The 20,096-nt window shown below is 42.3% G+C and carries 14 protein-coding genes and 1 tRNA gene; 8 read left to right on the top strand and 7 right to left on the bottom strand.

The window, feature by feature from the left end; translation table 11 throughout:
• Window positions 1-73 precede the first annotated feature (73 nt).
• The gene (locus AC1W6K_RS01445; RefSeq protein ID WP_481946167.1) at window positions 74-2,503 is read left to right on the top strand and encodes a bifunctional YncE family protein/alkaline phosphatase family protein; all 2,430 of its coding nucleotides are present in this window, start codon (window positions 74-76) and stop codon (window positions 2,501-2,503) included.
• 1 nt (window position 2,504) lies between these two features.
• Complete coding sequence (locus AC1W6K_RS01440; protein WP_481946166.1) at window positions 2,505-4,484, top strand: TonB-dependent receptor plug domain-containing protein; 1,980 nt, start codon at window positions 2,505-2,507, stop codon at window positions 4,482-4,484.
• Here the strand turns inward: AC1W6K_RS01440 and AC1W6K_RS01435 are convergent, their stop codons facing one another.
• The 7 genes from AC1W6K_RS01435 to atpA form a co-directional block, all read right to left on the bottom strand.
• Window positions 4,485-7,160, bottom strand: coding sequence for a bifunctional YncE family protein/alkaline phosphatase family protein (locus AC1W6K_RS01435; protein ID WP_481946165.1), 2,676 nt, complete (start codon window positions 7,158-7,160; stop codon window positions 4,485-4,487).
• Window positions 7,161-7,218: 58 nt separating this feature from the next.
• Window positions 7,219-8,343: a GNAT family N-acetyltransferase gene (locus AC1W6K_RS01430; protein ID WP_481946164.1), complete on the bottom strand. Its 1,125-nt coding sequence runs from the start codon at window positions 8,341-8,343 to the stop codon at window positions 7,219-7,221.
• Window positions 8,344-8,625: 282 nt separating this feature from the next.
• Window positions 8,626-8,697 (bottom strand) — tRNA-Arg (locus tag AC1W6K_RS01425).
• Between the two features lie 41 nt (window positions 8,698-8,738).
• The gene (gene hflX / locus AC1W6K_RS01420) at window positions 8,739-10,016 is read right to left on the bottom strand and encodes a GTPase HflX (RefSeq protein WP_481719191.1); all 1,278 of its coding nucleotides are present in this window, start codon (window positions 10,014-10,016) and stop codon (window positions 8,739-8,741) included.
• A gap of 62 nt (window positions 10,017-10,078) precedes the next feature.
• Complete coding sequence (locus tag AC1W6K_RS01415) at window positions 10,079-10,900, bottom strand: DUF2911 domain-containing protein (protein WP_481719192.1); 822 nt, start codon at window positions 10,898-10,900, stop codon at window positions 10,079-10,081.
• A gap of 3 nt (window positions 10,901-10,903) precedes the next feature.
• Entirely contained in the window at window positions 10,904-11,782 is an 879-nt protein-coding gene (atpG, locus tag AC1W6K_RS01410; protein ID WP_481719193.1) for an ATP synthase F1 subunit gamma, read from the bottom strand.
• A 13-nt stretch (window positions 11,783-11,795) separates the two neighbouring features.
• Window positions 11,796-13,376 carry a F0F1 ATP synthase subunit alpha gene (atpA, locus tag AC1W6K_RS01405; RefSeq protein WP_481719194.1) on the bottom strand — a complete coding sequence of 527 codons (1,581 nt, stop codon included), beginning with the start codon at window positions 13,374-13,376 and terminating at the stop codon, window positions 11,796-11,798.
• Between the two features lie 223 nt (window positions 13,377-13,599).
• On the opposite strand from atpA, the gene bamJ reads away from it, so the two are divergent.
• From bamJ to AC1W6K_RS01375, 6 genes are read left to right on the top strand one after another with little or no spacing between them, the layout of a single operon-like run.
• Window positions 13,600-14,361: a BamJ family beta-barrel-assembly machinery protein gene (bamJ, locus tag AC1W6K_RS01400; protein ID WP_395767277.1), complete on the top strand. Its 762-nt coding sequence runs from the start codon at window positions 13,600-13,602 to the stop codon at window positions 14,359-14,361.
• Window position 14,362: 1 nt separating this feature from the next.
• Entirely contained in the window at window positions 14,363-16,444 is a 2,082-nt protein-coding gene (locus tag AC1W6K_RS01395; protein ID WP_481946163.1) for a carboxy terminal-processing peptidase, read from the top strand.
• A 2-nt stretch (window positions 16,445-16,446) separates the two neighbouring features.
• Entirely contained in the window at window positions 16,447-17,247 is an 801-nt protein-coding gene (locus AC1W6K_RS01390; protein WP_481946162.1) for an inositol monophosphatase family protein, read from the top strand.
• On the top strand, window positions 17,235-17,381 hold the full coding sequence (locus tag AC1W6K_RS01385) for a FeoB-associated Cys-rich membrane protein (RefSeq protein ID WP_481719197.1): 147 nt from the start codon (window positions 17,235-17,237) through the stop codon (window positions 17,379-17,381). The genes AC1W6K_RS01390 and AC1W6K_RS01385 overlap by 13 nt, the downstream gene beginning before the upstream one ends.
• Window positions 17,378-19,132 carry an ABC transporter ATP-binding protein gene (locus tag AC1W6K_RS01380; RefSeq protein WP_481946161.1) on the top strand — a complete coding sequence of 585 codons (1,755 nt, stop codon included), beginning with the start codon at window positions 17,378-17,380 and terminating at the stop codon, window positions 19,130-19,132. The genes AC1W6K_RS01385 and AC1W6K_RS01380 overlap by 4 nt, the downstream gene beginning before the upstream one ends.
• 19 nt (window positions 19,133-19,151) lie before the next feature.
• Window positions 19,152-20,042 carry an outer membrane protein assembly factor BamD gene (locus AC1W6K_RS01375; RefSeq protein ID WP_481946160.1) on the top strand — a complete coding sequence of 297 codons (891 nt, stop codon included), beginning with the start codon at window positions 19,152-19,154 and terminating at the stop codon, window positions 20,040-20,042.
• The last annotated feature ends 54 nt before the right edge of the window (window positions 20,043-20,096 follow it).

Below are 20,096 nucleotides of genomic sequence, written 5' to 3'. Positions count from 1 at the left end.
TAACAAATTGTTAAATCAACTGTTGAGCCTTACTTTGCTCACACATTTGGATTAATTTCAAGAAAAAAAACATATGCGCTATCTACTAATTTTTTGTGCTGTTTTATTGACGTTACAATTACATGCACAATCCGATTTACAGTCTCAATTAACGTCAAAGCGTGTCACACTTCCAAACGGATGGAAGTTATCTCCTCACGGAGAATCGATTCCTTTAGGGGATTTACCTTTGCACGTGGCTGTTTCGCCTAATCAAAAGTATTTGTTGGTGACCAACAACGGCCAAAGCGTTCAAAGTTTACAATTGATCGATGTCGCTTCGAATCAAATTTTAGATTCAAAGGAATTGCCTAAATCTTGGTATGGTTTGAAGGTAGCGGCGAATAACAAAACCATTTTTGTTTCGGGTGGGAATGACAATGTCATTTTGGTATTTGAAATTGAAGTAGGCAAGCTGGTTGAAAAGGATAAAATTGCTTTAACAACAGAAAAGAAAGCGGTGATTTCGCCATCAGGTATCGAATACGATGATGCAACGGATATTCTTTATGTAGTTACAAAGGAAAACAATTCCTTATATGTAATTCAAGCCAAAACAAAAACGATACTATCCGTTCATAAATTACCCGCGGAGGCATTTACTTGTTTGTTTAACAAGAAAAAAGACATGTTATATATCTCGATTTGGGGAGCTCGTCAAGTTCTTCCATTTCAAATTTCAACGAATAAATTCCTACCTGCTATCGCAGTTGGTGATCACCCCAATGAAATGGTCTTGACAAAAAATGGCCAAACACTATATGTTGCCAATGCGAATGATAATTCAGTTTCAGTTATCGATACGCGCACGGCAAAAGAAATAGAAGTACTGAATGCGGCTTTGGTTCCTAACGCCCTAGCGGGTAGTTCTACAAATGGCTTGGCTTTGTCGGCAAATGAAGAGCGCCTGTATATAGCCAATGCAGACAATAATTGCTTAGCAGTTTTTGAAGTTGAAAAACCAGGTCAATCCAAATCTTTAGGTTTTATTCCGGTAGGTTGGTACCCAACATCCTTACAGGTTGTAAAGGGTAAATTGTTTGTTGCCAACGGAAAAGGTTTTTCTTCTTTTGCTAATCCAGATGGTCCAAATCCCGTTGAGAAAAAACAAACAGTTACTTACCAAAAGTCAGATAATAATAAAAAGGTTCGTACAGGTTACATTGGTGGATTAATGAAAGGGACGATGTCCATTTTTCAGGAACCCAATGCCCAACAATTAGCCATACTTTCAGCTGCCGTCTATCAAAATACGCCTTACACGAAGGAAAGCGAGATGCATGCGGCAGGAGAGAAAGGGAATCCAATCCCAATGAAAGTAGGGGACCCTTCACCGATTAAATATGTGTACTATATATTAAAAGAAAACCGTACATACGACCAAGTTTTATCCGATGTAGTTGGAGGTAATGGAGATACGACGTTATTATTGTTTGGTGAAAAATATACGCCTAATCAGCACAAACTGGTAAAGGATTTTGTCTTATTAGATAATTTTTATGTAGATGGTGAAGTAAGTTCGGATGGACATAATTGGTCTACTTCGGCACATGCGACGGATTATTTGGAAAAGACATGGCCAACTTCTTATGGTGGACGTGGCGGAAATTATGACGGGGAAGGTCACCGCGCGATTGCGAATCCGAAGAATGGATTTATTTGGGATTACGCTAAAAGAGCAGGGATTTCATACCGTACATATGGAGAATTTGCGACCGATTTCAAACCAAATATTCCAGCCATTGCGGATCATTTTTGTCCAGACTATGCATCGTTTAATCAAGATGTGATGGACACTACGCGTTTTCATGCTTGGAAGAGAGATTTTGATCGCTTGCTTGCCTTGAATCAAGTACCTCGTTTCAATTCGATGCAATTTCCTAATGACCATACAGAGGGTCAAAAATTAGGGAAAAAGACTCCCTTTGCTTACGTTGCCGATAATGATTACGCGATTGGTTTGTTCGTTGAGCATTTATCTAAGTCCCCTATTTGGAAAGAGACAGCTGTATTTATTGTAGAAGATGATGCGCAAAATGGTCCAGACCACGTGGATGCACACCGTACGACTGCTTACATAGCCGGTGGCTTTGTGAAACGTGGATTTGTCGACCATACGCCTTATTCTACTTCTTCGATGCTACGAACCATGGAACTGATTTTGGGCTTGCCTCCAATGAGCCAATATGACGCTGCGGCAACCCCGATGTATCGTTGTTTTACTTCAGAATCGAATTTGACTCCTTTTATGCATGAATTACCTCGAACAAATTTGTTTGAGTTAAACGCATTGGATACTCCAAGTGCGCAAAAAAGTGCTCGATTTGATTTTAGTAAAGAGGATTCCGTTCCCGATTTGGAATTTAGTGAAGTGATTTGGAAGGCTGTTAAAGGCGAAAATTCGGTGATGCCAGCACCGCGCAGAGCAGCCATTTTAGCTGTTTCTGGTACAGATATCGATTAACATGCAGTTTTTATTAGTCAGTTTATTAGGTGTCCGATTGGCTTTTGCGAGCCTTTCGGACACGTTAGTTAATGTGGTGGTGAGCGCAAGCCGACAACCCATCGAGCGAAATCGGGTGGCTTTCCCAATTTTTCAGGCAAAAGTCCTAAGTAGTCAGTTGCCAAATACCCCTGAATTATTTCGAACCGTTCCAGGTGTTTTTTTACAACGGACAAATCATGGTGGTGGTTCAGCGTTTGTTCGCGGTTTAACTGGAAATCAAACTTTGTTGGTGTTGGACGGCATTCGATTCAATAATTCAACCTTTCGTTTCGGCCCTAATCAATATTTAAATACAATTGATCCATTTTCCTTAGATCAGGTGGAGGTAATGCGTGGTTCAGGTGCTGTCCAATATGGCTCTGATGCACTGAGTGGTGTTGTTCATTTGTCCACTAGCAAGCCTCAGTTTAGTCAAGAATCCCGCTGGGCAGGACACGTATTAACCCGGGCCATCAGCCAAGGAATGGAGACCAGTGCCTTAGGGAAATTAAGTTATGAAGCTACTAAATTCAGTATTTCAGTCTTGGCCGCGGCTAAAAAATTCGGAGATATTACGCGGGGTGGAGGGGGATTTCAAAGGCCAACCGGCTTTGAGGAGCAAAATATATTGGTTCATGCGCGGCAGAAATTAGGCCAACGGATTATTTGGGAGAATTTGGTCCAACAAAATAGTCAAGCGAACGTTCCTGTGTTTCATAAAGTGCGTTTGGAAAATTTTGCGTTGAACGAAATGACTGCCCAAATTTATCGTCGGGTATTTAGTCGCTTAACATATCAGGGGACCAATGCGCTGTTGGATCAAGTCGAATTTACGGCCTCGGTACAGGAGAGTGTTGAAAAGCGCTCCCTTCAAAAAATTGGGAGTGCCACTTTGCGTACGGAAAATGATGCAGTGCAAACCTTGGCTTTGATTGGCCAGGTGAAAAGCAGGCTTTCATCTACTTGGACGAGTTCTACCGGACTCGAGTCGTATATGGATGGCGTACAAAGTACACGCGTGGATCAAAAAGGCGCCCAGCGGATTAATTTACGCGGTTTATATCCCAACAATTCGCGCTATTCAACCTTATCGGCCTTCAGTTTACATGAATGGTCACTTAAAGATGTGCAGGTGCACATGGGTTTACGTTACCAGCACATAATGGCTGATTTGCCGGATTCGACGGTAGGTCAATCGAAAATTTCCATGGGTGCTTTGGTGTATGATGCGGGATTGTCCTATGCGGTGGGTCGGAATATGACCATGTTCGCATCCGTTGCCTCTGGATTTCGCGCTCCTAATTTAGATGATTTGGGCAGTTTAGGGATTGTGGATTTTCGGTATGAATTACCAGCCTACGATTTGAAACCAGAAATTTCCTGGAATAAGAATGTGGGAATTCGTGTGCATACGCCTGTGTGGAAGTCGGAGCTTGTATTGTTTCACTCCGATTTGACCAATTTAATTACGCGTATAAAAACAAAAGATATCATTCAGAATTACCCGGTGTATCAGAAGGAAAATACGGTAGGGGCATACATGTGGGGATTCGAGTGGGGCCAACAGCTTCAATTGGGGGAGCGCTGGTCAATGGCAAATCAAGTATCTTATGTTTATGGGCAAAATGTAAGTCAAAATGAACCGATGCGGCGCATTCCACCATTATTTGGCCATGTTTCCGTGACATACCAGGTAAAGAAAGCACAAACCAGCATGCTCTGGCAGGGAGCAGCGCGCCAGGACCGTTTAAGTGCCGGTGATCGCGCCGATAATCGAATGAATCCGAAAGGAACACCCGGTTGGGGCATCGTAAGTTTACACCTAGCTTATCAGCTAAATGCTCACTTGCGCGTTGCCATGCAGGGAGAAAATCTAGGCCATGTCTTATACCGCATGCATGGTTCAGGGATTGATGGCATGGGACGCAGCTTACATGTACAAATCGGCTATCAGTGGTAATTAATGGTTTTTCCGCTGGTCAGCCTCGTCATCCATTTCAACTGTCTTCTTTATTTTTCTCCAATCAATCGTTCGGTTATAGCGAATCATGGTTTTGTCTGCATCAAAAATCCGTTTGTCCGGGAAGCTAAATTGGTAAGGCGCGAAGTTGGGTGTTTCCGTAAAGAAATCATCTAAAACACTGGCTGTTTGGTCGTAGTGGTTGACTGCCGGAATTCCGAGTAAGGTATAGATGACACGCAATATTGACCCAAAATTAGCGTGTCGGTGAGATACATAATCGCGTTTCACATACGGGCCAGCCATCATCAAAATACTTCGGTGTGCGTCGATGTGATCCACACCACCTTGTGGATCGTCTTCGGTCACGATGACAAGCATATTTTTCCAATAAGGTGTGTGTGAGAGAAATTGCATCATACGACCTAATGCTAGGTCATTATCGGCCATAAATGAGGCCTTGTATGGAAATCCTGCAGTAGAATCCAAATCTCCACCATGATCATTCGGTAATTGTATCGTAATCAATGAGGGCATTTTTTCTTTACCGCTGAGCCATTTTTCGGTGAATTCAGTTTCAAATTGGTGCACGCGGAATTGATCAGGAATGCTCATGTTAAATCCTGCATAGTTATGGCTGGTATTTTTAAATAGGGCTTTTTGCATGGGAACCATCACGATGTGCCCAGCACCGGTTAGGGTATCAAACCAATCTTCGCGTACGTGTCCTGTTTCGTTTGCCTCCCCAAAATTGTAAAACGATATGTTTTGGCGTTCGAGTGCCTCCCAAATTCCCCCAATTTCCGCATAGTCTTCAGGATCCATACTTCCGGTAGATCCTGGAAATCGGCGACCCGGCGCTTCGGAGAATAATTTAGCGGTCTTGCTCACGCTAGAGTTGGTTTCTACCCATTCATTGGGAATCACGCCCATCATCCAGTGGTGTCCATGGATGGATGCGTCGCTATCGCAGTAGAAATTATCGCTCATCGAAAATGCTTTCGCAATTTGGTGGTGATTAGGCGTTACGTCAACGTTTCTAAAGGTTTTGTTTTTCTCGTAGACCGTCCGATTTAATCCGTAGCGTGCAATGGTTGAATCGCCATTAGCACCTTTAAATTGACCAAAAAATTCGTCATACGTACGGTTTTCTTTGGTGATGTAGACGATGTGTTTAATGGGTGTTTGACCTGGTTTCGTAATGGAGAAGGTGCTGTTTCCTCGCTTAGAACCATCTTTAATGACAAAGGTATTGTTTTTAACTTGGGTGGTAAATTGAGCTAATTCTGTTTTTGACGGCATGGAAATCGTTTGGAATGTGCCTAATTGGACATCCCCAATGTATGTTCCTTGTTTCGGAGCTTTGTAGCCGACGCCACCATTGGGTCCGGCACCGTATCCTCGACACGTGGTGACGTAAAGTAATTTTTCGTCGGCTGCTAATTTTACGCGCGTAGGGCCCCAACCGGTTGGAATAAATCCGCTTGTTTTTTGAGAAGGCACATCGATGACCGCGACGGCATTTAGACCTAACAGCGTAACATATAGTTTCTTTTCGTCTTTACTAAGTGTTAAACCAAAAGGTAAATAGCCTCTGCGTTTATCTAATAATGGGGAGAATTGAATCGGAATATGCGCTTTAATCTTTTTTGTTTTGTAGTCAATGACGGCGATGTTGTCATTGGTCGCATTGCTTACGAAGATATATTGCGAGCCAACGGCGATGGAATTAGGACTTGATCCACCGACAACTTCCATTTCTTCAACCATTTCACCGATTTGAAAACCGGGTTTGTAGATTTCGATTGTTTGGTTAGTTCGCAGATCAATCTGGTACACACTCATGGCTTCGTTAACGCGTGGATCTCCCACTCCGGGTACGGATTTACCTGCTACCGTGGTGCCCTCGCGCGATTCTTTCGTGTCATTTCCATAAGGGTGGTGGGGAATATATTGAGATTGAATATTCTCAGGTGTCGTTCCGTTGACTAGCGGATAAGCATACATGCCCACATTCGCCACGAATGCATATTGATGATCAGGACTAAGGCTAATACCAAAGGGCAGACGGCCTGTGGGCGTGCTCGATTTGATATTTCCGGATGTTAAATCCAAGCGCACCATGCGGTAATTTGCTTGATCCAAAACGAGGAGTTCATTTTTTTCTGGCATGATGGCCATATCGGATGCGAAACTATCATTAAATGTTTTTTCGCCAATTTTCCCATCGAGTGAAATGGTTCTTAGCACATTTCCGGATTGAATATCTACGTGGTATACGTTACCTGCATCTCCTCCACTGAGGTAAAAACTTTGGCTATTTGAGGCAAACACAATTCCTAAAAAAGAGCTTTTTCCGTAGGGGGAATTTTTATCCGATGTGCCAAATTCCGGGAATCTTTTTGATGTTTGATTTCCTAAATCTATGCGCGTAAATGCGGCATTATGAATGGTTACTGCCCATTTTTTGTCTGGGCTGATGGATAAGCCAAAGGGGTCATCTGTGATTCGTAAGGTTTTTCCAGCTGGTGTCACATAGCGTCCGCTAGGAAGGACTGAATATGCGTTGGTGTCAATTTTTGCAAATTCATGTAGGCCGGGAACTTCGAGGATTTGTTGGGCTTTTGATGTATATAGACTTGAAAAGCAAGCAAAAAGTAGAATCAGTTTTTTCATGAAATAAGATATTTCACGAAAGGTAATTAATTCGATGCTATAGTAGATTAAGGAACTGTCAAGATTTAAATGGATTTCGTTCAATCCATTGGGCTTCGGGTTCAAGTAAGTTGAAAAAGAATCCTAGGTTTCGATTGACTAAGGTATTTTTATGTTGCATCCATCCGAATAATTGTTCGGGTTTAGCGCCTATGGAACTTTTGATTTCCATCGCAGTTCGTCCGAAGTTGATGCGTTTAAATCCATTATGAATACTGCATCCAACCATATCATAGAGCATATTCAGGTAGAGCATTTTTTCCTTTTGGATTTTTTCGTCGTAACCGAGGAAATATGTTTCTAGAATTTCGTCGTGATGGATGAGTGTATTAAACCCGATTAATTCTCCGTTCTCAAAATAGGCAAAAAATCGGAAGTCGGCACCCAATTCTTTTTTCAGCGAGTAGAAGTGGTTTTTCGCTAGGAAAAAGGTGTTGAAAGGCGCGTGGTCGGCGACGTGACGGTACAGCGTATAAATTTCGTTTTCGAGCTGTTTAATTTCTTCTAATGTTAATTGGCGCTTTTCAATACCATTGGCCTTTTTACGCGCTCGTTTGTATTGATCTCGGTATTTTTTGGTTAGCGCTTGTACGTAATCAGTTTCTTTCGTCCACTCGGGGCGAAGGTCGATGAACATATTAGGTTGGGAGCTGAATTGAAGGCTTTTTTGGAAGGGTGCCTGGTCAAAATGCGCACAATCTGTGGACTCAAAATCCTTGAATATGTTCAAGTGGGGCGTTGGAGTTAGTTCAGTTACGAAGGTTTTTAAGCCTGCGAGGATTTCGGGTTTGTTGGCGCTTGGACTAAACGAAATGGCGTGTTGGCCTGTCAACATATTATTCCCAATAATCGCAAGTTTCGATGAATAGCGTTTAAATAGAAAGTTTCGGAGAAGGGTTAAAGCGCCATGATCTCGATTGCCGAAGCCGTCTAATTTTCCAAGATCGAGATGCTGCAACATGGCTGTTGCGATTAATTCGTTTGCTTGATAAATACCGATGAATTGACAGGTAATATTAGTGGGTATCGAATTTTCTAAAATGCGCAGGTAAGTTGATTGTAAAAATATACTTTGTGCGGCTACTTGATCCCAGTCTGTTGGAAGGGCGGAAGTCGACTCGAAAATGCGGTATTGGTAGTTCAAAAAATGTTCTTTCAGATGTAAAACCGCTCAAGCGGTCTTTTTGTTCCACAAGGATAGACTTTAGACGCTGGACATTGGACGTTAGACGTTAGATATAAGTATATTTTCAAAGTCTGTTATAGATTTTTAAGGTCTTATGTCCAACGTCTAATGTCCAACGTCCAATGTCCAGCGTCCAGCGTCTAATTTTGTGGCCCCGGCGGGAATCGAGTCGGGCGCGACCCCGGCCGTATCAAGCGTTTAGGAAATGGTCTAATGTCCAGCGTCCAGCGTCTAATTTTGTGGCCCCGGCGGGAATCGAACCCGCATCTAGCGTTTAGGAAACGCCTATTCTATCCGTTGAACTACAGCGCCAATACTCTACTCTCTACTCACTACTCTCTACTCTCTACTCTCTACTCTTCCCCGGGTACAACCCCATCATTATACCCCATCAAGTGATTGGTATCCAACCAGTTAGGGAATATCTGAAAATGTTTTTCCTTAATAATTTCCATCACCATACCGCGTAATTCACCCAAATTTGAGCGTTGTTCTGCGGAAATAAATACGGTTTTGGGCGTATTCGTCTGCCAATGCGATTGCTTCAAGAAGCGCGTCACCCGCTCCATTTTTGTTAATTCCGGATTGCCATCTTCATCGACCGCTGCCCCCTCAAAGAAAACATCTTCGACGTTATATAGGTCAATTTTGTTGAACACGAGGATAGTTGGCTTATCACCCGCGCCCATCTCATTCAAAATTCCTTGTACTACTTCTATTTGTTCTTCAAAATTTGGGTGTGAAATGTCAACGACATGGAGTAAGATATCCGCCTCTCGAACCTCGTCCAACGTAGATTTAAAGGATTCAATCAATAGGGTAGGGAGTTTACGAATGAAGCCTACCGTATCTGTTAATAAAAATGGAATGTTATCCCAAACTACCTTACGAACCGTAGAGTCCACCGTTGCAAATAATTTATTCTCAGCGAAAACATCCACTTTTGCTAATTTCTGCATGAGTGTCGATTTACCCACGTTGGTATATCCCACGAGCGAAATACGAACCATGCGGTCCCGGTTCTTGCGCTGCGTCGAAGACTGTTTATCGATGTTTTCTAATTTATCTTTTAAAAAGGATATGCGGTCATTGGCAATCCGACGATCCGTCTCCAATTCTTTTTCTCCTGGACCACGCATTCCCACGCCACCGCGCTGCTTTGAAAGGTGAGACCACATGCGCGTTAATCGGGGCAACATGTATTGATATTGGGCTAGTTCAACCTGGGTTTTGGCCTGAATTGTTTTAGCACGCTGGGCAAAAATATTGAGAATTAATAAACTACGATCTAATACCTTCATCTCTCTACCCAAGAGTGAGATTTCATATTCGATATTCCGGACTTGTGAGGGGCTTAAATCATCATCAAAAATAAGCATATCCACATCTTTCGCGATTAGATAAGCAATAATCTCTTCTAATTTCCCCTTGCCCACGTAGGTGCGGTTATCAGGTTTAGCTAAGTTTTGTGTGAAACTTGCTAAGGTCAATACACCTGATGTTGAGGCTAAAAAGGCCAACTCCGTTAAATACTCCGATGTTTGTACCGCATTTTGTTTCTGCGTAGTTACAGCCACAAGTACTGCCGTTTCTTTTTCCTCTCCCGTACTATACCCGTTTTCTTCCTTCATAATTTTAAGCTAAAAAAAGCCTTTCCGATTAAGAAAGGCTTTCTTGCTCTGTTTAGTTCCAATTATAAGCCATCAATTAATTTTTGATTTAAGCTCACGTAATCTTCATTTTTTCCAGCTTTTGCTAATTCGATGGATTTCAATGCAGTCGCTTTCGCGCCAACTTTATCTCCCATCTTCGCTTGAATCTTCGCTTTTAAATGCATCACCCAATAAGCTGATGGATTTGCTTCCGACGCTTTCGTTGCCCACTCCAATGCTTTTTTTAAGTCACGACCCGTTTCGAAATAGTATGATGCCGACTCAAAATATGGTTTAGTATCCACACTCATCGCTTTGTCAATCGAGGCTGCAATTTTAGCATCAATCTCCGTTTCTACTGGAATCGATACACTTGTTTTTTCCCAAAGGATCTGAATCTCACATTTGTTGGCAATCACCTGACCAAACTGAATCGTAAATGATTCTAAGCTTGATGGTAACATCACTGTAGGCACTGACACTTTTAAAATATCTTCCTCTGGATGGTAATTGAAAACACCATTTGTTCCTTTATTGAAAATGATTTCCCAGCTTTTAGCTGAAGGAATGATCATTAATTGGTATGAACCCGCTTTCAAATCTTTTCCAGCAACCTTCACATCTTCGCCAAAAGTCACTTTGGTTGGGTTATTCGCCCCTGCTCTCCATAATTTTCCAAATGGAACAATGTCGCCAAAGATCGTACGTCCTTTAATAATCGGACGCGAATAGGCTACTTCGATGAAGGACTGCGAAAAATCTTGTTTGATGGTTTGGCCAGGACTTGGTGCTGGCATTTTAATGCCCTGTGCAAATGTTTGCAACGAGATTAAAACGAAAATAAAAACGAATATTTGCTTCATAATTTAGGCTGAAAGTGCTTCGGCTCCACCTACGATCTCAAGGATTTCCTTGGTAATCGCAGCTTGACGTGAGCGGTTATATTCTAATTTTAACGCTTTGATTAATTCACCCGCGTTTTCAGTTGCCTTGTCCATGGCAGTCATTCGAGCGCCATGTTCAGATGAATTGGACTCTAATAAAGCTCTGAAAATAGACAATTTAATTGACTTTGGAATTAATTCCGAAATGATTTGCTCCTCCGAAGGTTCAAAGATATAATCAACGGCACTTGATTTTGCGCCCGTTTCAGCCGCGACCAAGGGTAGTAATTGCTCCGTTTGAATGATTTGCGTTGCTACGTTTTTCGAGTAATTGAAAAGTATTTCAACCACATCGAATTGCTTTTCCATAAACGCATTCAACATGAATTCACCGATTTCCCGCACGTTTGAGAAATTCAAACGAGAAAAGATATCCGCATGGGCATCATTGACTTTATATCCACGTCTTGATAGATATTCACCCCCTTTTTTACCTAGGGATAAAACTTCTACTTGGCCCGCTGCATGTAAACTCGCATATTTCTCCTGCACCAAAGCCATGGCTGCTTTACCTACGTTGGCATTGAAAGCACCACAAAGACCACGGTCGGAAGTTACTACGATAATCATAACTCGTTTTACCTCGCGTACTTCTGTGAATGGATTTTCCGCACCAGCATCTGTCCGAGCCGATACTGTGGAAATCATTTCAGCTAATTTACTTGCGTAAGGGCGCATTTGTTGAATGGCATCCTGTGCACGACGCAACTTAGCTGCCGAAACCATTTTCATGGCTTTCGTGATTTGCTGCGTTGAATTGACAGATACAATTCTATTTCTTACTTCTTTTAAGGAAGCCATAGTAGTCTAAATTTTATGCTTTGTACTTAGCTGCAACTTCATTACCCACACGCTTCAATGTAGCAGTTAGGGTATCATCGTATTTTCCTTGACCTAAAGCCTCTAAAGTAGCTTTTTCCGTCGCACGCAATACTTGAATGAAATCTTGTTCGAATTCGCGAACTTTTTCTACCGGAACGTTATCCAAGTTACCTGTAGTTGCTAAATAAATCATAGCTACCTGCTCTTCTACACGCTGTGGTGCAAATTGAGGTTGCTTTAACATTTCTAAGTTACGACGACCACGGTCAATCGTTAACTTTGTAGATGCATCTAAATCGGAGCCAAACTTCGAGAATGCTTCTAATTCACGGAATTGTGCTTGATCTAATTTCAATGTACCAGCTACTTTCTTCATCGACTTGATTTGCGCGTTACCACCTACACGAGATACCGAGATACCTACGTTAATCGCTGGACGAATACCCGCATTAAACAAGTTAGTTTCTAAGAAGATTTGGCCATCCGTAATCGAAATTACGTTGGTTGGAATATATGCCGAAACGTCACCTGCCTGTGTTTCAATAATTGGAAGAGCCGTTAAGCTACCGCCACCTTTAACAATTCCTTTGATGGAATCAGGCAAATCATTCATGCTACGCGCAATCTCATCCGAGTTGTTGATTTTCGCCGCACGCTCCAATAAACGGGAGTGTAAGTAGAAAACGTCTCCTGGATATGCCTCACGTCCTGGTGGACGACGTAGTAATAAAGACACTTCACGGTACGCTACCGCTTGCTTCGATAAATCATCGTAAACGACTAAGGCAGGCCGACCGGTATCCCGGAAGAATTCTCCGATCGCAGCTCCTGTAAATGGTGCGTAAAATTGCATCGGTGCAGGATCACCCGCAGATGCAGAAACGATAACTGTATAATCCATCGCGCCAGCTTTACGAAGCGTTTGCTCGATTTGCTTAACAGTGGATGCTTTTTGACCAATGGCTACATAGATACAAAATACCGGCTCACCTTTGTCGTAAAATTCTCTTTGATTGATGATCGTATCGATACAAACAGCTGTTTTACCAGTCTGACGGTCACCGATTACCAACTCACGCTGGCCACGACCTACTGGAATCATCGCATCGATTGCCTTGATACCTGATTGTAATGGTTCTGTTACCGGTTGACGGAAGATTACACCCGGTGCTTTACGCTCCAATGGCATCTCATATAACTTTCCAGTGATAGGACCATTTCCATCGATAGGCTCACCTAATGTATTCACAACGCGACCTAAAATTCCGTCTCCTACTTGTACAGACGCAATTAAGTTAGTACGCTTTACCGTATCACCTTCTTTAATCTGGCTAGAATCGCCCAAAAGTACAGCTCCTACATTGTCCTCCTCTAAGTTCAAGGCTAAAGCTTTTAAACCGTTTTCAAAAACGATCAATTCACCCGCTTGTACATTGGAAAGGCCATAAATACGAGCCACACCATCACCCACTTGGAGTACAGTGCCTATTTCTTCTAATTCTGTTTGAGTTTTCGCCTGAGATAACTGCTCTCTTAAAATTGCCGAAACCTCATCTGGTCTTACTGATGACATACTAAAGTTTTATGTTTTTTATTATAAAATTTCGAGTGCAAAATTAGCTAGGAAATTTCAATATTCCCATAACTTTGGTAAAAAATCAGCCTATTTATAAGACTTTTTTTAGATTGTTTTTTTAGCGCAAAAATGACGCCTGTTAAATGCCGTTAATTTTATTGAGCGAGCCGCAATTTTCGTGTATCTTAGGAACTTTATTTTTGAATCAAATCAGATTTTTATGAACTTTTTAAAACCATTGGCATACCTAACAGCCGCCTCTTTACTTACTTTTTCTTCGTTTGCACAAACCAAGCCTAAGGCTCCACTTAAAACCAAACCTAAATTGACCGTTTCCGTAACGAAAGTTCCGGTTAAGCCATTTAACTCCGCTATTGATTCGGTTTCCTATGCCGTAGGTGTTTTAGTAGCTCAAAATTTTAAATCTCAAAAAGTAACGTTGAATCCAGAAATGGTTGCCAAAGGCTTTGCTTCTGTGACATCAGGTGGGAAACTATTAATCAGCGAGCAAGAATGTCAGAGTGTCATGAATAATTTCATGATGAAGAACCAACAAGCCCAAGCGGCTGAGCAAGCAAAACAATATGAGCCCAATCGTGTTGAAGGAGAGAAGTTCTTGGCAGCGAATAAATTGAAAGATTCTGTGATCACGACGGCTTCTGGTTTACAATATAAAGTTCTTAAAATGGGGGATGGTCCCAAGCCCTCTGCAGCTGATAAGGTGAAAGTACATTATCATGGAACATTAATCAATGGAGAAATTTTTGATTCTTCAGTGAATCGCGGCGAACCGATTTCTTTCCCTGTGTCAGGCGTGATTCCTGGCTGGGTTGAAGCGCTGCAATTAATGCCCGTTGGGTCTAAATTTAAATTATACATTCCTCAAGAATTAGCTTACGGCATTCGAGGAGGTGGTCAAACGATCAAGCCTTATGCAGCCCTTATTTTTGATGTGGAACTATTAGCGATCGAAAAAGAATAACATGAAAAGGATACTTCCGATTTTAATTCCTTTGTCTTTATTGGTAGTTGTTTTCCTACACGGGAAAACGCAGGATACCCAGGTAAAGGCAACGTATGAGCAAGGTGATTTACAGCCAACGGAAACGCAAAAGAAGGTAGAGCGTTTAGTGTTTGGTATTTTAAGCAATTACCATTATCGGAAGATTCCTGTGAATGATTCCTTATCATCCAAGATTTTTGATGCCTATATCAAAAACCTAGATCCTAATAAAGTCTTCTTTTTAGCAGCTGATGTCGCGGAAATGGAGAAATATAGGCTCACAATCGATGAGCAATTGAATATGGGGGATTTGACATCTGCTTTTCAGATGTACAATCGGTATCAAAAGCGCATGTTAGAGCGCTATGCTTACATCGACCAACTAATGAAGCAACCGGTTGAATTTACCTCGGATGAGACTTATCAGCCTGATCGTGAAAAAGCGCAATGGGCAGAAACGGCTGAGGAGCTAAATAATTATTGGCGCAAAGACTTAAAGCGTCAATTGCTAGACTGGAAAATTGGGGGCAAAGCAGACACAACTGCCATCCGGGAATTGAAAGAGCGGTATGCGCGTTCTGCCAAATACATGGCTCGTACCCGGTCGGAAGATGTTTTTCAAGTATTTATGAACGCCTACACGGAAAGTATCGACCCACACACGTCGTATATGATTCCGAAAGCGGCGCAAGAATTTAACAAGGACATGTCCCAAAGTTTTGAGGGAATCGGAGCCACACTTCGTCTAGAAGGTGATTATGTAACGATTCAGGATTTAATACCTGGTGGTCCAGCGTTCCGTAGTAAATTAATCAATCCCAAAGACCGCATTGTAGGTGTAGCTCAAGGTGATGAAGGCGCGTTTGTCGATGTAATCGGTTGGTTTACCGACGATGCCGTCAAGTTAATTCGTGGCACCAAGGGTACCGTTGTGCGGTTGAAAATTTTAGCAGCGAATGGAGTAACGGGTTCCCCAACTTCGGAGGTACGCATCGTGCGTGAGAAAATCAAAATTGAAGAGCAAAAAGCGAAACAAGAGGTATTGAATTTCAAACAGGGAGATAAAAATGTGAAGGTTGGTTTGATTACCATTCCCATGTTCTACCGGGATTTCGAGGGAGCGCGTAAGCGTGAGGCTGATTTTAATTCAACTACCTCGGATGTCCGTAAGTTTTTAACGGCTTTTAAGCAATCGGGCGTCGACGGCGTAGTGATTGATTTGCGAAATAATGGGGGTGGCTCCTTAATTGAAGCCGTCGATTTGACGGGTTTATTTATTACCAAAGGGCCAGTTGTTCAGCGCAAGCAGGCCGACGGTAAGATTTCGCAAGAAGTAGATCGCGATATCGAACAAGTGTATGCCGGTCCATTAGTTATCATGATTAATCGCTTTTCAGCTTCTGCCTCCGAGATTTTTGCCGCTGCCATACAAGATTACAAACGTGGAATTATTGTGGGAGAACAGTCTTATGGAAAAGGTACGGTTCAATCCGTGGTGGACTTAGATAATTATTTAGGGGATGGGAAGGAGCCTGCGGGCCAACTGAAAATAACGTTGGAGAAGTTTTACCGTGTAAATGGTAGTTCGACGCAGCATAAAGGAGTGAGTCCGGATTTTGCGTTACCATCAGCTTTCTCTGCGGAGGAGTTTGGCGAAAGTTCCCAGCCAAGTGCATTGCCTTGGGATATGATTGCATCAACGAGCTATCAGCCTACGAACAATGTTGTGCCTACTGTATTAGGTAAAATGCAAGCGGCATATGCGACACGGTTAAAAACGAAGCCGGACTTGATCAAGTTGCGGGCCGATTTTGAGCGTTGGAAAAAAATCAAAGAGACCAATTCCATTTCATTGAATATGGAAAAGCGGAAGAAGGAATTGGATGAGCAAAAGAAAAAACCGGATGAGTCTCAGGCGGTGATGGATGCGCTGGGTGGAGCGGAGGAGTCGACTGCCGACAAAGACAAGAAGGAGAACGCGGCAGATAAACATGCCAAAGATGCATACCTAAAAGAAACCCAACAAATCCTTGCGGATTGGTTGGCCTTGCAACCTAAGTAGATATGTTGGATCTGGCCAACTTGCTAAACTTATCGAAGCCGGTAGTCTTGGAAACGGGGCGCTGGATTCAGTCGGTGGTGAATGACATCGGGCAGGAGGATATTCAATATAAGGGAACGAACGATTTGGTTTCCTATGTGGACCAGACGGCTGAAAAACGGCTAAAAGAGGGCTTGGGAAGGGTTTTTCCGGAAGCTGGATTTGTGGCAGAGGAGTCGGCCTCAGATTATAGTGAGGTGGGTGATGGCTACTATTGGGTGATTGATCCGTTAGATGGTACGACAAATTTCTTGCATCGACTGCCTATTTATGCGGTTTCGGTGGGTTTGATTTATCAGAAACAGCCGATATTGGGGTTGATTTATGAGCCTAATCGGGATGAATTATTTTACGCTGCGAAGGGGATTGGGGCTTTTTTGAATGATCGACCTATTCATGTTTCAGATCAAAATCAGGTAAGTCGGAGCTTGTTAGCAACAGGTTTTCCGTATTATGATTTTTCTTATCAGGATCAATATTTAACTTTGCTAAAGGAACTTATGCAAAAAAGTCATGGTTTACGTCGGATGGGTGCTGCGGCAATCGACTTGGCGTACACCGCATGTGGTCGTTTTGAGGGCTTTTTTGAGGCAAATCTAAAACCATGGGATGTGGCGGCAGGAAAAATTATTATCGAAGAGGCGGGTGGATCTGTGACGAATTTTTCGGGTGGGGATGAGGTGATTTTTAGTGGGGAGATTATTGGGGCTGGGCCCATTTTTGATGAATTTTTACGCATACTACAATCAAAATGGAAACCGTAATTATTGCGCTGATTTTTTTGGGAGCTTTGGTGTATTTAGGCCGACTAGTTTATCAACAGTTTTGGGGTAAGTCGGCTGGTCAATGTGCCAAAGGCTGTGGGACGTGTGCAGCGATGCCAACTGAAACTAAATGAACGAAAAGGAGATTGGCAAGATTATTGACTGGCATATCATTCGCAGGATCTATGGCTTTATCCAGCCGTATAAATTACGTTTTTGGTTTTTGGTATTATTGATTTTAGGGACAGCTTGTGTTTCGCCTGTGATTCCGTTGATGATTCGATTCACATTAGACAACTATGTGAGTTTGGGGCACATGGCGGAGTTGTTGCAGCAATTTATGCTGATGATTCTTGTGTTATTGGTACAAACTTCCCTTCAATTTTCAACGAGTTATTTAGCGGGCTTTTTAGGCCAAACGGTCATTCGTGATATCCGTGTTCAGTTATACGCTAAAATTGTCCATTTGCGTTTAGCTTTTTTTGACGCCACTCCGATTGGTCGTTTGGTAACTCGTACGGTATCGGACATAGAAACTTTGAACGATGTGTTTTCAGAGGGTTTAGCTTCGATTGCTGGAGATTTGCTTCAATTATTTTTGATTATTGGGGTCATGTTTTACACAGATTGGCGGTTGACATGCGTGATTTTAGCCACCTTGCCCTTCATGTTTTTCTCGACGTATGTCTTTAAGGAGTATATCAAAAAGTCATTTAATGAGGTTCGTTTAGCGGTTGCTAATTTGAATTCCTTTGTACAGGAGCATATTTCTGGGATGATGGTTGTGCAGTTGTTTCATGCGGAGAAGCGAGAGCTGGCTAAATTCAATGTGATTAATCAAGCGCATCGCGATGCAAATATTAAGGGGATTTTGGCTTATTCGGTTTATTTTCCCGTGGCGGATGTGATTTCGGCGGTGGGTTCAGGGTTTGTGGTTTGGATGGCGTCAACGTATATTTTACGTGAGGAGATAACTTTAGGGACGCTTACGGCGTTTGTGATGTTCATAAATTTATTTTTCCGTCCGATTCGGATGCTAGCGGATCGGTTTAATACGCTTCAGATGGGGATTGTGTCAACGGAGCGGATTTTGACTTTGTTGGACTCGACGGATTACATCCAAAATAATGGGTCTGTATTGGCTGATGAAGTACGTGGTGAAATTAAATTTACCGAGGTAAGTTTTGCGTACCAAGAGCCTGAATGGGTTGTTAAGCACGTTGATTTTACTGTTCCGGCTGGAAAAACCATTGCGATTGTGGGCGCTACTGGCGCTGGAAAATCGTCCATAATAGGGTTGTTGGCCCGTATGTATGATTGCCAACAGGGCGTCATTGAGATTGATGGGGTTGCTTTACCGGATTATGAGATTGAAAGTTTGCGGGAGAATATTGCGGTTGTGTTGCAGGATGTATTTTTATTTAGTTCATCGATTGCTTATAATATTCATTTGGGTGATGTGCGGATAACGCAGGAAAAGATGGAAGAGGCGGCTAAGGCAGTGGGTGTACATGATTTTATCATGAGTTTACCTGGTGGCTATGCCTATGAGGTAATGGAGCGTGGGGCAACGTTAAGTGTGGGGCAGCGTCAATTGATTTCGTTTGTGCGAGCGATGGTACGCAATCCGAAGATTATTGTGTTGGATGAAGCGACGTCATCCGTTGATTCGGAGTCGGAGGTGATGATCCAACGAGCCATTGCGACCTTGATGAAGGGGCGCACAGCGGTGGTTATTGCACATCGATTGTCGACGATTCGGAATTCGAATCAGATATTGGTGATGGATAAAGGGGAAATTAAAGAACGGGGAAATCATGAAGAGTTATTGAATCAGGGAGGCTTATATTCGACGTTGTATCATTTACAATTTAGTCGTAATTAATCCTTATATTTGCGCGCTTATGAAGTTAAAAAATTATTTATTGGTTGTTTTAATCGCAGTGATCGGGTTGAGTTCATGCGGTAAGTTTGAGAAATTCAGAAAAAGTGCCAGTGTTCCTGTGAAGTATAAGGCTGCGATGGAGTACTATAAGAAGAAGGAATTTGATAAGGCTGGAATTTTATTTGATGAGATTCTACCTGTATTAAAAGGGGATTCGACGCAGGAATTGGCTACATTTTATCAAGCTTATTGTGACTTTAATTTGAGTAATTACGCGGTTGCAAATTCTCATTTTAAGAAATTTGCCGAAGTTTTTTCTCGTAGCGAATTTGCGGAGGAGGCGATATATATGTCGGCATTTTCCCTCTACAAAGACTCTCCGAATTTCAATTTGGACCAAACGGGGACTTTGGCAGCCATTAATGAGTTGCAGGGTTATTTAAATAATTATCCGGAGACCAAGTATAAGGATGAGTGTACGCAGATGATTAAGGATTTGCGTAAGAAGCTGGAGCGCAAAGCGTATGAGAAGGCGAAATTGTACTATAAGACATCGCCGTTTAATATTTTGTCGTTGAAGTCTTCGGTGATTGAGATTACGAATTTCCAACGTGATTTTCCGGATTCAGATTACAGTGAAGAAATCGCGTATTTAAAGGTCATTTCGCAATTTGATTTGGCGGAGAGTACGATTGAGTCGAGGCAGCGGGAACGTTATGGAGATGCAATTAAATTCTATTTAGAATTAATTGACAAATATCCTAGTAGTGCTTATTTGAAGTTATCTGAAAAGATGTACACGACTAGTTTGAAGGAAGTGGCTCGTTTGACAGCTTTGGAGGCGGAGCAGAAAGCTTTGCAAGAGAAAAAGCAGTCGAATACGTCGAAAGTGACGACGAGTCCACAATAGTTTTATTCGAAAAAATACTTTATTTTTGCAACCTTAATTTAAAATTAACGAGAT

The sequence above is a fragment of the Aquirufa sp. genome (assembly GCF_964796385.1).
Note: the sequence above shows the minus strand (reverse complement) of the source record. Positions and strands in the feature narration are given on the sequence as shown.

Coding starts and splice junctions, on each gene's coding strand:
- AC1W6K_RS01445 (WP_481946167.1), top strand. CDS start 74: ATGCGCTATCTACTAATTTTTTGTGCTGTTTTATTGACGTTACAATTA.
- AC1W6K_RS01440 (WP_481946166.1), top strand. CDS start 2,505: ATGCAGTTTTTATTAGTCAGTTTATTAGGTGTCCGATTGGCTTTTGCG.
- AC1W6K_RS01435 (WP_481946165.1), bottom strand. CDS start 7,160: ATGAAAAAACTGATTCTACTTTTTGCTTGCTTTTCAAGTCTATATACA.
- hflX (WP_481719191.1), bottom strand. CDS start 10,016: ATGAAGGAAGAAAACGGGTATAGTACGGGAGAGGAAAAAGAAACGGCA.
- AC1W6K_RS01415 (WP_481719192.1), bottom strand. CDS start 10,900: ATGAAGCAAATATTCGTTTTTATTTTCGTTTTAATCTCGTTGCAAACA.
- atpG (WP_481719193.1), bottom strand. CDS start 11,782: ATGGCTTCCTTAAAAGAAGTAAGAAATAGAATTGTATCTGTCAATTCA.
- atpA (WP_481719194.1), bottom strand. CDS start 13,376: ATGTCATCAGTAAGACCAGATGAGGTTTCGGCAATTTTAAGAGAGCAG.
- bamJ (WP_395767277.1), top strand. CDS start 13,600: ATGAACTTTTTAAAACCATTGGCATACCTAACAGCCGCCTCTTTACTT.
- AC1W6K_RS01395 (WP_481946163.1), top strand. CDS start 14,363: ATGAAAAGGATACTTCCGATTTTAATTCCTTTGTCTTTATTGGTAGTT.
- AC1W6K_RS01390 (WP_481946162.1), top strand. CDS start 16,447: ATGTTGGATCTGGCCAACTTGCTAAACTTATCGAAGCCGGTAGTCTTG.
- AC1W6K_RS01385 (WP_481719197.1), top strand. CDS start 17,235: ATGGAAACCGTAATTATTGCGCTGATTTTTTTGGGAGCTTTGGTGTAT.
- AC1W6K_RS01380 (WP_481946161.1), top strand. CDS start 17,378: ATGAACGAAAAGGAGATTGGCAAGATTATTGACTGGCATATCATTCGC.
- AC1W6K_RS01375 (WP_481946160.1), top strand. CDS start 19,152: ATGAAGTTAAAAAATTATTTATTGGTTGTTTTAATCGCAGTGATCGGG.